The following is a 14,219-nucleotide window of genomic DNA, read 5'->3' as shown; positions in this document are numbered from 1 at the left end:
GGCCGCCGCCTGCCACCTCATCTCTCGGGCCCCTCGATCTGGCGCGGGCCGCGGTCCCGGCCGATGCCCTGGCTGTGGGCCCTCGACGCCTCGCGCGCCCGCTCGGCGCGCTCGGCCAGCCGCTCGGGCGCCTGGCGCCTCTCGGCTATCTCGGAGAGCCTCTCCCTTGCGCGCTCGGCGGCCTTTCCCGTCTCTTGCTCGAGCTGTCGGAAGGCCTCGTCGACCTCGGGGGCGTCCTCCACCTTGAAGAGCAGCCAGTCGCGGCCCCCGCCGGGGATGATGTGGTGCTCGACCGACGCGGCGCGCAGCTTGTCGGAGACGACCTCCTTGATCGTCGCGTACTCGGGAAGCCCCGAGAGCTCCTCGAGGCTGAGCTTCGCGTAGGTCGGCGCGCCGTCGGCCGCGATGGCCTCGGCGCGCCCGCCGGCGATGGTCCCGCGGATTCCCGCGAGGCGCTCGGAGAGCTCCCTCGCGCTGCGCGCCATTGCCTCGGCGCCGGCCTCCTGGCCGATCCTCAGCATCCAGTCGAGCAGCTTGCCGCCCGCCTCGTCCCCGTAGTCGCTCGCCATCCCGCGCCTCCCTTCCAGTCGAGATGAAAAGGGGCGCCTTCGCGCCCCGGTCGTCCCTATTCGGCCCCGACGGCCCTCTCGCGCGCCATTGGGGCGCGGGCTTCCTGCCCGGCGTGCGCGCGGCTCGCCTCGCGGGCGGACGCGGCGCGCTGCGCCAGCGGCTCGGGAGCCTTCTCGTGCAGATGGGCCCACTCGCCGCTGCGGCACTGCTCCGGCGTCGCCTCGCACATGTCGCGCATGGCGCGCTCGAACCGCTCGGGCTCCTGGGCGATGGCGCCGAAGCTCCAGCTCTCGAAGCCGGTCCACGCGTCGCCGTCGCGCTTGAGCGTCCACCACTCGTCGCCGCCGTTCACCTGCTGGATGAACGCGAGGTCGCGGTAGCAGAACCCCTGGCGTATGGCCCAGTTGCCCGAGCCGAGCGCCTCGCGGAGCCTGTCGACGCTCTCCGTGCGGGAGAACTCGTAGGGGTACTCCTCGAGGAACGGGTCGTCCTGCCAGTCGAAGCCGCCGACCTTGAGCCAGCCGTTCTCCTGGCACTTCTCCACGAGCCCGTCGTGCTCGCGGCCGGTTATCCTCTCGAAGCCGTCCATGGGCCCTCCGCCTTTCGTTTGTTGCTTGGCGGGCGGCGTCCTCGCGATGGGGGCACGGTGCGAGTCGGAGCAGGCGTGCGTGCTGGCGCGTCGGCGCCGCCCAAGACGTGTATAGCGATTTCGATTGCGGCGGCGACCGGGGCCGCCCGCGATGGGTCGAGCTGGATCGAGCCGTCCGCGCCTCCACGGGAAGCGCACAAGCTAGCCGAGCCGGCGCCTGTCCCTTCCGCCCAGGTAGACGGGCCTGCAGGTCTGGGAGATCCTGCTCGCGATCGCCTCTGCCGTGACGCGCTCGCCGCGCCTTGCGAGCCTGTCCGCCAGCGCGCCCGGCGCGTAGTTCGACGTGACGATGGTCGGGCGCATGTCCTCGTAGCGCGCGTCGAGCACGCTGAACACGGTGCCGACGGACCATTCCGTCGCGTCCTCCTTGCCGAGGTCGTCGAGCACGAGGACGTCGCACTTGGCGTACCGCGCGACGGCGGCCTCGGTGCCGCCCTCGTCGAACGTGGCCTTCACGCGCTCGAGCATGCCCTTGGCCGTCGTGAAGGCGACGTCGTAGCCGGCCTCGGCGAACAGCCTGGCCATGGCGGAGGCGGAGTGCGTCTTGCCGGCGCCGACGCCCCCGTGTATGTAGAGCCCGGCGCCCCCGTTGCCCGCGAACGAGGCGATGTACTCGGCGAACTCCGGGCGGTCGGCCTCGGCGGCCCAGTATCGCCTGGGTATGCCTGCGCGTGAGAGAATCTTCTCCCGACGGGCCGCTTCCTCTTTGGCGGCGAGAGCTTCTCGCTTGCGCGCCTCGGTCTTTCGCTCGCGGGCAGCGCCCTCGCACGGGCATGGGGCGGCGGAGATCCAGGCGACCCTGCCCGCCAGCGCCGCGCCGAGCGGATCGAGGGCGGCGCCGCAGTGCGGGCACGCCCTCGGCTCCGGCTCGTCGAAGGAGAGCCCGGCCGCCCGGGCCTGCTCCAGGGTGATGAGTCCCGCTCGGTCCATCGGGCGCCCCTTCCTTATCTTCTGAAGTCCTTGTTGTCCCTTTTGCTTATTGGGTGGCAAATCGTCAGGGGTTTCCCTGTCATCTCGTCAGGGGTTCGGGCTGCGAGCCCTGACGGTTCGTCACCCTTGTTCGCGGCGAACCCTGTCATTTCGTCACCCTTTCGCGCCGGGAACCCTGACGAACCGTCAGGGGTTGCCAGCGCTCCGGGCGGCAGCCTCTCGCGCACGATGCGGTACCGCTTGGTGGCGTGCCCGCGTGCCGGGGCGTGCACGCCGCACTCCTCGATGAGGCCCTGCTCGAGCAGGTCGCGGATGGCGCGGTAGGCGCTGCGCTCCTGCACGTTGAGGAAGCGGGCCAGGCCGCCCTTGCTCTCGAAGTAGCCGCACCCGGCGTCGCAGAAGCCGAAGATGCGCGCGTAGACGAGCAGGGGAAGGCCGGAGAGGCCCAGGTCCGCCATCATGAAGTGCCGTACCGTCGTGAACTCGCGCGGGGAGGGGCCGTCGCGCCCCTTCGGGCCTGTGGCCGCCATCGGCGCTAGCCCCTTCTGGGCGAGCCGACGACGCTGTTGCGCTCGACCCATGCGACGAGCTCGTCGTGCAGCACGATGCCGTCGCGAGTCTTGCCGCCGATGTAGCGGATCGGGAACGGGTCGTCGGGGTCCTTGGCGAGCCGGTACATGGCGTCGCGGCTGATGCGCAGCATCGCGCACGCCTCGTCGGCGCCGAATATCGCGTTGGTCGATGCGATGAGCCTCACCTGGCTCCTGCTAATGCTCTTGGTCATGGTCGTCCTCGAGCTCCTTTCGTCTCGAGGCTCCCTCGCGTGCCCGGCCGCGGGCGGCTCCCGGGGCGGTCGCCGCCGTCATTTCCTGCCGCTCCTCGACTCGATGTAGGCGTCCACTGACGCCCTCGACACCAGGAGCTTCCTTCCGAGCCTGTACGAGTCGATCTCTCCCGACCAGATGAGGTCGTACGCCTTGTTTCTGCTCGCCCTCATGTACTCCTGCATCTCGATCACCGTCATCCATTCGTCGCGATCTTGGCTTCCCTCGGGCGCGGCGCATTCGGCTGTGCGTGCCATGGTTCCTCCAATCTTCCCGTGCGGCACCGCGCGAGCACACCGCACGGCACCGTGTCCCTTTTCGTCTGCGCGACGATTGAACCGCCTGATGTCGATTGGTGAGCACGGCGGGAGCGGAGACGGGTCGAGATGGGTCGAGCTGGTCGTGCCTCCACGAAACGGCCATGAGCCGCGTGCCTTAGCTCTCAGCTAAGTCCCTGAAAAGTAAAAGGCGCCCATGCGGGCGCCTGCCTAGTAGCTGGAGTTGTTCGGTTGTGGTCGGAATGCTCGTCTTCCGCGGTGCTGTCGTCCGGGGTCCGGCATCTGTCGTTCGCCTCTTCTGTCGTGTTTGATGTTGCGTGTTATGCGAGCGACCTTGCGCGGGCCTGCTGGCCCGTTGCCCCAGGTGCACCCGGATAAATGGTACCCATCCGTTGGAACATGGACATCGCGGGAGGGCTGTTTGGGCAAGCTAGGATGGATGAGCGGCTGGGTTCTAAATGCAATAATTCGAGCTAAAGGGCCTTGTACTCTCTTTTGTAAAACGCGAGGGTGCAATAAACTCGACGATCCCCCTGAACCTTTTCTGAACGAATCGGCTCTTAGGCGGTATGACGCGACACGCATCGGTAGTGCTCGGACTGGGTTAGTCATCGAGTGGGTATAGAACATACGTTCTGTATAACGTTATAGCACCAGGTGGCAGGCGTAGTTTCAATCGAAGCTACGCCTGCTGCTATATATGGGTTGATGGTGGTATCAATGACCGCGATGCTTCTGTTTGCGCTTCAGTTTTCGCTGCTCGAAGCGCGCCTCCGCCTCATCCGCGCGACGCTGGCTTCTTGCTTGAGCCGATTTCCGCTTCATCGTCTCCCGCTGATTCGCGAGCGCCTGCTGCGCCTTGGTGCTCATCGCCGGCTGCTTGAGGGCTTTCGCCGCCTCGCGGGCGCGTCGCTTGGGGTTCTTCGCGGGCTTGCTCGCCTCGGCCGGACCGTGGCAGAAGAACGAGAGCTTCGCCCATTTGCTGACAACGAATCGCAGGATCTCCTCATTGGACGGTTCTGCGCCGAAGACGATGCGGGCGGCGCCGTATCTGCCGTCCTCGACGTGCTCCGCCAGCCCGACCCAGAATTGGCCGTCGTGATATACGGTCAGGGTGGACGACACGCTGATCTGCATGGCTGGTTCCTCCTTTATGTAGATGACCATGCAGAGAAGGGACAACCAAGGAGGCAGGTTACTGATGCGGACTCCCGCACGCCCACGACTACCCGACGGGGACTGTGTTTTCATCTCTGGTGCCCGCATTGTAGCACGCGCGGATTCACGATGTTGATTGCCGGCGCCTAGACGGAGATGAAGGCGGTTCGATCTAGGTCAAGCCGGTCGCTCGTTCATGAAGCGGCCGATTCCCTGAAAATAAAAGGCGCCCACGAGGACACCTACAGGCTATCTTCGAACTACTTGGTTGGGGCAGACGGAGGAAAAAAATAGGGCAGAATCGCTCTCACGATCCCGCCCCGCAAACCCGAGGGTTTCTAACTGGCTCCATTATTCCGGGCTTCTCAGTTCTGTCATTGACCCAGGTATCATCCGTCTCCTATAGCGAGTGAATATAAAAATAGGGCAGAGTCGCTTGCGCAAGTCCGCCCCTAAAACCGTGAAGGTTTTGCTATCTGCAGGCTATTCTACCAACCCGAGCGATTCTGTCAACCTGCGAAGGAACTCGAGCGCGGAGCGAGCTGCGGCGTCGGGCCCCTTGTCGGGCAGCGCCTCGGTTTCGCCGTCGGCCCTGGCGAAGATCTCGGCGAGCTCGGATGCGGCGCGCGAGCGCGAGGAGCCCTCGGGTACCAAGCCGGAGTGCGCCACGAGCACGGTCGCGACCTCCTGCATGGCCGTATTCCCCATCCACTTCCTCCTGGTCGCCTTGGGAATCCCCACGGCGGCGACCCTTCGGGAGACGCCGCTGGACGCCGAGCCCCGGGCGGCGCCCCTCTCGGCGAAGCAGTTGATCAGGCACGAGCCGTGCGCGGCGCAGTTGCGGACGGACTTCACGCGCTTGAGGTCGTAGTGGGAGGCCTCGAGGCGCCTGTCGCCCCATCGCCTGGCGCAGAAGCGCACGAAGTCGATGAGGGTGCCGAACGAGGTGAGCTCAAGGAAGGCCCAGGCAGGCATGTCGCCGGAGTACTTCGCGTAGAGGCTCGAGCTGTAGGGGCTGCGGCCGCTCATCTTGAGCTCGCGCAGGCGGTACTCCCTGTTTGCAGTGGTAAGCGATGCCATGTAGTCGGCCACGATGGCGTAGCCGTCCTCTCCACGGTCCTCCATCTCGCGAAGCAGTGTCACCTTCTGGAAATGCTCGATGTCGAGCGTCATGCCGAGCAGGGCGTGGCGCAGCTCCTGGTCGAGCGCCGCGAGCAGGCGCAGCTGGCCGAAGTCGAGGTCTACGTAGCGGCCGTCGCGCGGGCCTCCCTCGTATTTCGAGAAGAGTTTGCGGTAGGATGCGAGCTTGAAGAAGTTGCACTTGTCGCGCAGGTAGTCCGCGGCCTCTTCCTCGGAACACAGTTCGAAGGCTACGCCCTTCTGCTTGAGGTGCTCTATCTGCTGCTCGATCGTGAGGATCGGCTTCCTATCGTGGGGTTCGGCCATGCTCGGTCTCCTGTCATTGATTTGAGAATCCTATTCTACCAGCATGTTTGCCCTGAATCCTGAAGGCCCGTTCGCCAACTCATAAGCAAGCCACCTGAGACTACTCACTTTGTTCACGAATGGCGAAGACCTGCGACCTGGGGTTTTGCAAATGGCGCGCAAGCCACCCGCGTTAATTCACTTGCGATTGCAGCTGGCGGCTTGCGGGCAAAAGGGCGGTTGAGTTTCAAAACGGGCGTTTTCGGCGCCATCGAGCCTCCAAAGGCGACCCGCCGCGCACTTTGGGACAAAAACAAAAACTCAAAGCCCTGAGTTTGAAAAAAGTTTTTGAGGTTGTCCCAGCTTTTGTCCCCGAAGCCGACGAAACGAGACATCGCGTCATTCGGCGGCACGCGTTCCGTGTCGATGCCGAAAACTGGGTGTAACTGGAGTGACGGGACGGCAGAACCGACGCCATCGAGTGGGAGTAGTTGATATCTAGCGTTTCCGAGCCCCTGACCTGCGAAAACAGGTCAGGGGCTTTTTATTTTGCAACCTCTGTGCAACCTTTATGGTTTCGCGCCCCGTGAACAGGGGACGTAGCACTGTTCACGTCTGGGCCCATGTCGGCACCGATCAATGCCCGCGCCGCTTCTGCTTGCGCTTCAGCTTCCGCTGCTCGAAGCACGTCGCCCGGGGTTCCTCGCCAGAGGAGAACTGACCGTTCCTTGCGAAACCGCGAGACCAGCTATATCCGCTTGCTGCGGGCTTGCTTGAGCCAGTTCCTCTTGAAAGAGCCGATACCGCCGAAGAACTTGTTGTACGTCTCACCGTTCTCCTTGGCCTCGTACTTGACCAAGGCAAGTTCGATAGTGCAGAGGTAATCCGCCACTTGCTCGAGGCGGTAGTCGGTCATCGAGGTCTTGCGGCGCCGGACGACCCCCTTTGAGAGGACCTTGCCCACCGAGCGGTCGAGCGCCTGCTTGACGATGTCCTGACCGTTGTCGTAATAGACCTTCACATCGTCGAAGGACTGGAAGAAGCCCAGATGTTCAATCATGGCAGAGGAGATATCGCGCCCCATGCGCTCCATTAGCCTTGCCGGGTCTTCGAACTGGCTGCGGCGGTAGACGAACGTGATATAGGAAATGGGAAGTTTGCGGACGAACGAGGAGAAGTAGGCGAGCATCACCTTGCGCTGCTCGATGTTAAGAAACTCATAGTCCTTGTGCCCGTTCATGAGAGGCTCGGAGTGAAACGGGATGTTTGGGAGGTCGACCCCGGCAAGCTTGGCCTCATAGCCCGTGACTGCCTCGGCGATGCTGTCTGCCTGGTCGTGAAAGACGAGTGTGAGCAGGTAGTAACGAGCTTTGCCGCCGCGGGCGCCGCTCTCGTCGACGAAGATGCTGAGCCCCTTGGCCAATGGGGACTCCTAATGGAATGGATAAAAAAATAGCCGGGGGACTCCCCCGGCACTTGGAGGCAGCTCAATGAGCCACCAATAACCTAATAGCATGCGCTGGCAGTGAATACAAGAGGGGAATGCGATGAGGCTACAGTTGATAACGTCCCCGGAATAGATTCGCAGCTTCTTCAAAACCACGGATCGCGTTGGTCGATGCTATGAGCCTCACCTGGCTCCTGCTAATGCTCTTGGTCATGGTCGTCCTCGAACTCCTCTCGTCTCGAGGCTCCCTCGCGTGCCCGGCCGCGGGCGGCTCCCGGGGCGGTCGCCGCCGTCATTTCCTGCCGCTCCTCGACTCGATGTAGGCGTCCACGGACGCCCTCGAAACCAGGAGCTTCCTGCCGAACCACGTACGAGTCGATCTCTCCCGACCAGACGAGGTCGTACGTCTTGCTCCGGCTCGCCCCCATGTACTCCTGCATCTCGATCACCGTCATCCACTCGTCGCGGCCCCGGTTGTCCTCGGGCGCGGCGAATTTCGTAGCGTGCGCCATGGTTCCTCCAATCTTCCCGTGCGGCACCGCGCGAGGACACCGCACGGCACCGTGTGCCTTTTCGTCTGCGCGACGATTGAACCGCCTGATGGCGCTTGGCGCGCACGGCAGGAGCGGAGATGGGTCGAGGTGGGTCGAGCTGGTCGGACCTTCACGAAACGGCCATAAGCCGCACGCCTTAGCTGGCAGCTAAGTCCCTGAAAAGTAAAAGGCGCCCATGCGAGCGCCTGCTTAGAAGCGAGGTTGGTTCGGTTGTGGTTGGAATGCTTGTTTTCCGCGGTGCTGTCGTCTGGGGTCCGGCATCTGTCGCTCGCCTCTTCTGTCATGTTTGATGTTGCGTGTTCTGCGAGCGACCTTGCGCGGGCCTGACGGCCCGTTGCCCCAGGTGCACCCGGATAAATGGTACCCATCCGTTGGGACATGGGCACCGCGGGAGGGGCGTCTGGGCAAACTGGAGCGGACGAGCGGGCATCGGTTTGTCAATCAGTGTGCTTTCTTGCGCAACGCTACAACTGGTTTTCGTTGTTTGAGCTGATAGTTTGCTTGCGCTCACCATGGCAATCAAATGAAAGTGGTAATGATCAATACTTGATTTGACCGGATAGCATAGCGATGATTCTCTAAGTAGCCAAAACGATGGGATAATGTCCAGTATTAACTTAGATGGGAGGACGTCTTTCGACTGATGCGTTGATGAAAGCGTTCTCAACGTATCAGTCGATTGGTGCCACCCACATGAACGAAATGAAGAGATTGTTTGTCGGGCATAGGGAATCGATAGGTTGGCGCATAGATGATCGTAGTAGACGGACGAACCGATAGAGAAAAACTTTTCGAGCTATTGAAATCTGGCGGTGAATGCAACGAGCTCGATTTTAAGGAGACGCTAGATTTTTCCAAGAAGATCGATGAGCTCGATTTTGTAAAAGACGCTGTTTCGATGTGCAACCGTTATCCCGGTGGCTACATCGTCATTGGGGTGGACGATGATGGAAATCCATCGGCTAGAACTGAAGATACCAACTGGACGCAATTTGATGGCGCGGTCTTAACAGACAAAATAAGAAAATATGTTCAGGCGCCTTTGACCGCCATCTCCCAATTACATGAGGTTGATGGACACACATACTGTTTGGTTTGCCTGTTAAGCCTCGAAGACGGGCTTCTCGTTCCTTTTTCAAAGCCCGGACAAACAGTAGATGGCAAAGGTCGTCAAATTGTCGTGTTTCGCGAGGGCGAAATAGTTAGGCGCGACGGAGCTCAGAATCGGCCCATTGAGTATACACAGTGGGCAGAAATATTGAAGCAGCACGATGCTTACGTGAGGAAAGACGAGAGCAAACGAATGGATACTCTCGTGGACAATATAATCGCCGTTCTTGGAGAGAAGGGCAAAACGCCGCCTCTCGTCTATGGAATGGATGAAGAAGCGCTTGTGCACTCGCTCGAAGCTTGCTTCGAGCAAAAGGAGAATGAGAAGCTTTCTCGCTTCATTTTTCAGGTCGCTGCAGAGTTTCAAGATGATGCAGATGCGATCAACGGCCTTGCCGGCATCGGGGCCTATGCCCTTAGCTATTGCAACGACGCGATATTTGAGAAGGCGGCGGATGCTCTCTACGACTGCTACGCCGCAATTGATGATAGTAAGGCGGATTCTGCCTCAAAAAGCCTAGCTGTGGCGGTTGCTTGTTACGAATTGGGCGCACAGCTGGTTCGCATGAAAAGATGGGACCTAATTGCCCCCTTCGTCAACCGTCAATCTCCATCTCCTTCGCACTTCATATATGCATCCTGGATACGAGACTGCCAGGTTAGGGCCGTGAACGCCGGGCTTTTCAACGAAGCCGGCTCGGGGATGATGATTACAGTTGCCTTAGACAACGCCACGAATCACCCGATTGTGGCACCGGATTGCGGACTAAATATGGGCAGTGACGCTTCGGCGCATGAGAGATACCTCGATCTCCTATGCTCCTTTGACTTCCTTTACTGCTTATGCGTATTTGTTGCAGGGGTGGGCACTGGTCTCGCATATCCCGCCTGTTGCTTCTATTCCGAAAAGCGTATCTCTAATGTTGCCTCGCAAATCCTAGGAGGTGATCCAAAGGCACGAAGAGAGCTCCTCCCCGACGATGATGATGACAAGATTGCCATGTGTCTAAGGGAGCTTTATCGGCTTGCGAGCAATGAATCGCTTCAGAAGGATAGTAAATTTTACTGGGGATTCGATCCTTCTCGTGTGCTCAGGAAGTTCTTGCAGGATCATCCCGAGCAATCAGATGAGCAGCCTCCCGACATGTTCAGCTACAACAATCCTGATAGAGACCCTAATAGCACGAGCCATTGAGGTCCTTCGTGTGGGAGGTGTTCGGATAAAGTTGATAATCAAGGATATAATTTGAACACGAAATTGAGCAACAAATATATAAAGGAGAATATGGATGAAGCTGTTTTTATGTTCGCACTTTTCAAGTGTAGGAAGTTTAATAAAAGAAGAAATTGATAACAAAATAGTCACATTTATTCCAACAGCATCGCTGCGTGAAGGCTACACCGGTTATGTCGGCTCAGCTCGAAAGCTATTTAATAAACTGGGAGCAGCCGTAACTGAAATTGATATTTCAACGGAAGCTTATTCAACGATACAATCTGTTTTTGAAGATGCGGACGTGATATATTTTACTGGTGGAAATTCTTTCTTTCTTATGGACCAGCTCCGTAAAACGGGAACGGATAAGCTGTTGAAGAAAGAATTGGCAAAGGGAAAACTGATGATCGGTGAATCGGCAGGTGCGATTATATGCGCTCCTACCATCCAATATATTGAACAAATGGATGAAAAGCCGGAGGACTACTCACAAGAAGATGATGCAGGGCTTGATTTGATTGATTTCTATGTTCTTCCGCATTATCTTACAGCACCATTTAAGACAGTTACCGAGAAAATAATGACTGAGTTTTCGGATTTGAATCTATGCCCAATTAACAACCGTCAGGGAATTGTAATTGATGGTGAAGGTTCAAAGGTTATTTGCAAAGACTAATTTGATAATTCAAGTTTGTCGAACTGATAAAATCCCTTTAGGAACTAAAGGGCGCACTTCTATACTCTCTTATCGGGAGTATGTGCGTCCTACGGAGCTTCATTCCCGGTCAGCAGAAGAAAACTGCACGACCGAGAATGTTTCGTCACTTCGTTCCGTCAAGGGAGCTACACTCCCTTGCGACGCTTGTGCGTCTATCCCTTGTGGCCTTGCTGTCCGCGAACAGCAAGTGAAAATACAGCGTCAAGGCCTCGCACGTAACTATCGAATCCGGGATGCTGTCCGATTGGTCGCGCACGACGACGGGCGTACAATAGGTGGAAACCAACAAGAACCTGCCCTCCATGCCAACTCCGCCACCTGACGTGAAGAGCAATCCGATTGCTCTTCTGGATTGCCTTGAGAAGAACGCTGGCGGAATCACCGAGCAGGACTCCAAGGGGACTGCATTTCTTCATGTGGTTCCTATTGGCAAACCCCGCCCCCAGTTGGAAGCCATCTTAGGCATATCAGCCTTGGGGACGGTGTTGTGACTCATATCGGCCAGTCTTCGCTCGACGGAGTCGGCGTTTACGTTAGCGCCGAGTTCGGGAGCGCATTGAGGTCATTCGCATTTCCTCATGCATTTGAAAGTGGAATCGTTGAACTCTTGGGTGGATAAGCCACCTGCGACGATTCTTTCGGTCATCGCTCTTGTACATCTCATCTGACCTGCGGAAATGCAAGGCGGCAAAGCCGCTGGCTACGATTCACTTCGCCAAACAGGCACCAAAGAGGAAAATCGGCCCTTTTGGCATCCGTTTCGGGCGATTATGCGCCTCAAAGCCTTGCCGTTTTTGTCCCCGGGACAAAAAATGAAACTGCGAGCTTGCGGTTTCGAAATAGTTTGCGAATTTGTCCCAGGGTTTGTCCCAAACGCCTACGCGAAGACACGCGGAGGGATTCGGCGGCAAGGTGGACAAAACCGACAACCAAACTATACCCAATTGGAATGGCGCCGCGACAAACGAGCATGAAAGAGTGAATAGAACAGACGTTCGATATAATAATATAGTATCAGATAGCGGGCACGGTTTCAATCGAATCCGTGCCCGCTGCTGTATGTGTGTCCTTGCACGCCCAATATGCGCCGTAAAAGCCGTCTTCTTCAACGTCAAAGTGAATGGGCTTCATTTCTGCCTCTTAAAATCTTATTTTCACGATTTGCATTTTCATCCCGTTGTCACCGACCCTTGCGAGAAACCGGAAAAAGCCGCCGACAGAAGGGTCCCTCAAATCGTTGTAGCCCAGCATATAGCCGCGACTTGTGACCTGCAGACGGCTGTCCCACGTGCCGATTTCCTTGGCGGCATCCGAAACCGCAAAATATGCCCCCACATCCTTGATTTTTGCAGTCTTAAGCCATGTTTTTGCGATCATCTTCACTGCCGTCCGATTGGCGGCATCAAAGACCAGCACACCGCCGGGGAAAGCGTCCGCCATCCCCCGCACCAGTTCCCGGACCTGCTGGGTCAGAAAGTAATAGAACACCCCGGAGGCAAAGAGCACCGCCCCGCCGGAGGCGTCGACTTTGCCGAACCATGCGGTGTCTTTCAGGTCGCAGGGGATATTTTGCTCCCGATCCCCGGCGGGCAGCAGCTGCTGCCGCAAGGCAATCACATCCGGGAAGTCCAGATTGTAGATCTTGCATCTACCGTTGTCGCAGGTTCTGCCGGTGTTGTCCAGCCCGCAGCCCAGGTTGACCACCGCCGCATCGGGGTGGCCTTTCAGGTAATCCCGCACCTCGAAAGCAAGATCGCCCTGCCGCATGGCCACCTCCAGCGCACCGAAGCGCTGCATCAGGCTGCGGGAGTTTTTCTCTGCCTCTGAAAAGTCGTAGTCGATCTGGTCGAGCAGGCGAACCGCTGTTTCATCCCTGTAAAGGTTCGGGTACAGCTCCGTGCACAGCATCCGGGAATACAGCGGGAGGATCAGCGTCTCCTGCACGGTGTTTCTCTCGATTTTGCATTTCATAGGTTCCCTCCTCGGTGAATAAAAACTGTCGTGATTGCCGCCGGCGCAGCCGCTATGGCCGTCATGCCTACCGCCATGTGCAGGATGGAAGCGAAAACGCCCGTGCTCGATGCCCCTACTTCCGCGCCGTGACGCAGAGCCACCTTTTCTTTTTGCGTATCTGCACCTCGCGAAAGCCCGCCTGCTCCAGGCACGCCTTCAATTCGATGTCCTTGTAGATGGTCATGCCGCCGATGATCCGCGTCCACCTCTCGTCCTTGTCCGTATCGCCATTGCTCTCGTTGCAGATGAGAATTGTCCCGCCTGGCTTCAGCGTCCGCCGGACCTCGCGGAAGCATCGGGGCAAATCAGGCCAGAAATAGACGGTCTCAAAGGCCGTGGCGGCATCGAAGCAGCTATCTTCAAACGCCATATCCGCCACGCTGCCTTGCAGAACGGCGCAACGCCCCTCCTGAATTGCAGTTCGGTTGAGCTTTCTGGCCTTCTCCACGCTGACGGGCGAATAGTCGATGCCCTTGACGACGCCATGCGGGCATTTTTTCAGCAGCCGTTTTATGTTCGCCCCGCCGCCGCAGCCGCAATCCAGCACCTTGGCGTTTGGCGCAAGCCGTAGAAATCGAAGTCCCCACCGCGCCACAGGGCTGTGGCCCAGGTTCATCATGGCAACCATAAGTTTTCCGCCGAGGCCCACGGGCTTGCGAGTGTTTTCAAAGAACGACATCTGGCCCCTCCGATTTCGTGCATTCCACATAAGTCAACGGGAACGAGGCCTTCAGCACCGCGCTTTTCTGCACCGCCCAGCCGTTTTGACGCAGGAAACGCAGGTATTCCTCGCTTGTCCACCTGCTATGGAGGGGGAATCCCGCCATACTCATGAAAAAGGCTTTTGCCTTGCCGGAAACCGAGTTCCCCGCGTGGGTGAAGGTTGGCGCGATGAGCACGCCGTCGTCCTTCAGCACCCGCCTGATTTCTTGCAGGGCCTTTTCCGGATGCGGCACTATGTGAAGCGCGTTGGACGCGATCACCACTTCGAAGGACTTCTGTGCATAGGGCAGGCGGAACATATCTTGTACGGAAAAGTGCAGCTTTGCGGATTGATTGCCCCGCTTTGCTTCAAGGATCATCTGTGCAGAAGCGTCCGTAGCCTCGATGTGCGCCGCCGCATTCACGACGCTCTTTGCGATAAGCCCCGTGCCGGTGGCAACCTCCAGCACGGTCTTTGCTTTCACCACCGGCCGGATCAGCCCACACATCTTCTCATACGCCGCCCGGTCCTTTCGCATGAAATGGTCGTACCGACCGGCATTCTTGTCCCAGAAGCCCTTGCGTTCGTGCATGGCTATCGCCCCCCCAATCAGTTAGAGCTATC

Annotated in this window: 16 protein-coding genes; 2 read left to right on the top strand and 14 right to left on the bottom strand. The window is 58.8% G+C overall.

What is annotated here, in order from left to right; genetic code table 11:
• Positions 1-17: 17 nt before the first annotated feature.
• The 11 genes from SFHG_RS02885 to SFHG_RS02840 all read right to left on the bottom strand — a co-directional run bounded on the left by SFHG_RS02885 (position 18) and on the right by SFHG_RS02840 (position 7,793).
• Positions 18-569, bottom strand: a complete 552-nt coding sequence (locus tag SFHG_RS02885; protein WP_042433157.1) for a hypothetical protein — start codon at positions 567-569, stop codon at positions 18-20.
• A 56-nt stretch (positions 570-625) separates the two neighbouring features.
• On the bottom strand, positions 626-1,159 hold the full coding sequence (locus SFHG_RS02880; RefSeq protein WP_042433154.1) for a hypothetical protein: 534 nt from the start codon (positions 1,157-1,159) through the stop codon (positions 626-628).
• A gap of 201 nt (positions 1,160-1,360) precedes the next feature.
• Positions 1,361-2,149 carry an ATP-binding protein gene (locus SFHG_RS02875; protein ID WP_042433152.1) on the bottom strand — a complete coding sequence of 263 codons (789 nt, stop codon included), beginning with the start codon at positions 2,147-2,149 and terminating at the stop codon, positions 1,361-1,363.
• A 14-nt stretch (positions 2,150-2,163) separates the two neighbouring features.
• A complete protein-coding gene (locus tag SFHG_RS02870; RefSeq protein ID WP_042433148.1) occupies positions 2,164-2,679 on the bottom strand; it encodes a helix-turn-helix domain-containing protein in 516 nt (171 codons plus the stop codon).
• A 5-nt stretch (positions 2,680-2,684) separates the two neighbouring features.
• Positions 2,685-2,933, bottom strand: coding sequence for a helix-turn-helix transcriptional regulator (locus SFHG_RS02865; RefSeq protein WP_042433145.1), 249 nt, complete (start codon positions 2,931-2,933; stop codon positions 2,685-2,687).
• Positions 2,934-3,011: 78 nt separating this feature from the next.
• A complete protein-coding gene (locus tag SFHG_RS02860; RefSeq protein WP_042433142.1) occupies positions 3,012-3,230 on the bottom strand; it encodes a helix-turn-helix domain-containing protein in 219 nt (72 codons plus the stop codon).
• A gap of 738 nt (positions 3,231-3,968) precedes the next feature.
• Complete coding sequence (locus tag SFHG_RS02855; RefSeq protein ID WP_042433139.1) at positions 3,969-4,388, bottom strand: YjdF family protein; 420 nt, start codon at positions 4,386-4,388, stop codon at positions 3,969-3,971.
• 504 nt (positions 4,389-4,892) lie between these two features.
• Entirely contained in the window at positions 4,893-5,855 is a 963-nt protein-coding gene (locus SFHG_RS02850; protein ID WP_052297778.1) for an Abi family protein, read from the bottom strand.
• 113 nt (positions 5,856-5,968) lie between these two features.
• The gene (locus SFHG_RS10565; protein WP_129583900.1) at positions 5,969-6,247 is read right to left on the bottom strand and encodes a hypothetical protein; all 279 of its coding nucleotides are present in this window, start codon (positions 6,245-6,247) and stop codon (positions 5,969-5,971) included.
• A 335-nt stretch (positions 6,248-6,582) separates the two neighbouring features.
• Positions 6,583-7,257, bottom strand: coding sequence for a DUF3800 domain-containing protein (locus SFHG_RS02845; protein WP_042433136.1), 675 nt, complete (start codon positions 7,255-7,257; stop codon positions 6,583-6,585).
• Between the two features lie 221 nt (positions 7,258-7,478).
• Complete coding sequence (locus tag SFHG_RS02840) at positions 7,479-7,793, bottom strand: hypothetical protein (protein WP_238318252.1); 315 nt, start codon at positions 7,791-7,793, stop codon at positions 7,479-7,481.
• A gap of 793 nt (positions 7,794-8,586) precedes the next feature.
• On the opposite strand from SFHG_RS02840, the gene SFHG_RS02835 reads away from it, so the two are divergent.
• The gene (locus SFHG_RS02835; RefSeq protein WP_042433133.1) at positions 8,587-10,140 is read left to right on the top strand and encodes an AlbA family DNA-binding domain-containing protein; all 1,554 of its coding nucleotides are present in this window, start codon (positions 8,587-8,589) and stop codon (positions 10,138-10,140) included.
• 94 nt (positions 10,141-10,234) lie between these two features.
• A complete protein-coding gene (locus SFHG_RS02830; RefSeq protein WP_042433129.1) occupies positions 10,235-10,837 on the top strand; it encodes a Type 1 glutamine amidotransferase-like domain-containing protein in 603 nt (200 codons plus the stop codon).
• A 1,182-nt stretch (positions 10,838-12,019) separates the two neighbouring features.
• Here SFHG_RS02830 and SFHG_RS02815 read toward each other — a convergent pair.
• From SFHG_RS02815 to SFHG_RS02805, 3 genes are all read right to left on the bottom strand, one after another.
• A complete protein-coding gene (locus tag SFHG_RS02815; protein WP_042433120.1) occupies positions 12,020-12,850 on the bottom strand; it encodes a class I SAM-dependent methyltransferase in 831 nt (276 codons plus the stop codon).
• A gap of 115 nt (positions 12,851-12,965) precedes the next feature.
• Positions 12,966-13,571, bottom strand: a complete 606-nt coding sequence (locus SFHG_RS02810) for a class I SAM-dependent methyltransferase (protein WP_042433118.1) — start codon at positions 13,569-13,571, stop codon at positions 12,966-12,968.
• Positions 13,558-14,187 carry a class I SAM-dependent methyltransferase gene (locus SFHG_RS02805; protein ID WP_042433116.1) on the bottom strand — a complete coding sequence of 210 codons (630 nt, stop codon included), beginning with the start codon at positions 14,185-14,187 and terminating at the stop codon, positions 13,558-13,560. Before SFHG_RS02805 ends, SFHG_RS02810 begins: the two co-directional genes overlap by 14 nt.
• Positions 14,188-14,219 lie beyond the last annotated feature (32 nt).

This window comes from Senegalimassilia anaerobia JC110 (assembly GCF_000236865.1).
Lineage (GTDB): Bacteria > Actinomycetota > Coriobacteriia > Coriobacteriales > Eggerthellaceae > Senegalimassilia > Senegalimassilia anaerobia.
This window is presented reverse-complemented; position numbering and strand designations above follow the sequence as displayed.

Bases quoted from the DNA above. Each gene is read 5' to 3' on its own strand.
- SFHG_RS02885 (WP_042433157.1), bottom strand. From the start codon at position 569: ATGGCGAGCGACTACGGGGACGAGGCGGGCGGCAAGCTGCTCGACTGG.
- SFHG_RS02880 (WP_042433154.1), bottom strand. From the start codon at position 1,159: ATGGACGGCTTCGAGAGGATAACCGGCCGCGAGCACGACGGGCTCGTG.
- SFHG_RS02875 (WP_042433152.1), bottom strand. From the start codon at position 2,149: ATGGACCGAGCGGGACTCATCACCCTGGAGCAGGCCCGGGCGGCCGGG.
- SFHG_RS02870 (WP_042433148.1), bottom strand. From the start codon at position 2,679: ATGGCGGCCACAGGCCCGAAGGGGCGCGACGGCCCCTCCCCGCGCGAG.
- SFHG_RS02865 (WP_042433145.1), bottom strand. From the start codon at position 2,933: ATGACCAAGAGCATTAGCAGGAGCCAGGTGAGGCTCATCGCATCGACC.
- SFHG_RS02860 (WP_042433142.1), bottom strand. From the start codon at position 3,230: ATGGCACGCACAGCCGAATGCGCCGCGCCCGAGGGAAGCCAAGATCGC.
- SFHG_RS02855 (WP_042433139.1), bottom strand. From the start codon at position 4,388: ATGCAGATCAGCGTGTCGTCCACCCTGACCGTATATCACGACGGCCAA.
- SFHG_RS02850 (WP_052297778.1), bottom strand. From the start codon at position 5,855: ATGGCCGAACCCCACGATAGGAAGCCGATCCTCACGATCGAGCAGCAG.
- SFHG_RS02840 (WP_238318252.1), bottom strand. From the start codon at position 7,793: ATGGCGCACGCTACGAAATTCGCCGCGCCCGAGGACAACCGGGGCCGC.
- SFHG_RS02835 (WP_042433133.1), top strand. From the start codon at position 8,587: ATGATCGTAGTAGACGGACGAACCGATAGAGAAAAACTTTTCGAGCTA.
- SFHG_RS02830 (WP_042433129.1), top strand. From the start codon at position 10,235: ATGAAGCTGTTTTTATGTTCGCACTTTTCAAGTGTAGGAAGTTTAATA.
- SFHG_RS02815 (WP_042433120.1), bottom strand. From the start codon at position 12,850: ATGAAATGCAAAATCGAGAGAAACACCGTGCAGGAGACGCTGATCCTC.
- SFHG_RS02810 (WP_042433118.1), bottom strand. From the start codon at position 13,571: ATGTCGTTCTTTGAAAACACTCGCAAGCCCGTGGGCCTCGGCGGAAAA.
- SFHG_RS02805 (WP_042433116.1), bottom strand. From the start codon at position 14,187: ATGCACGAACGCAAGGGCTTCTGGGACAAGAATGCCGGTCGGTACGAC.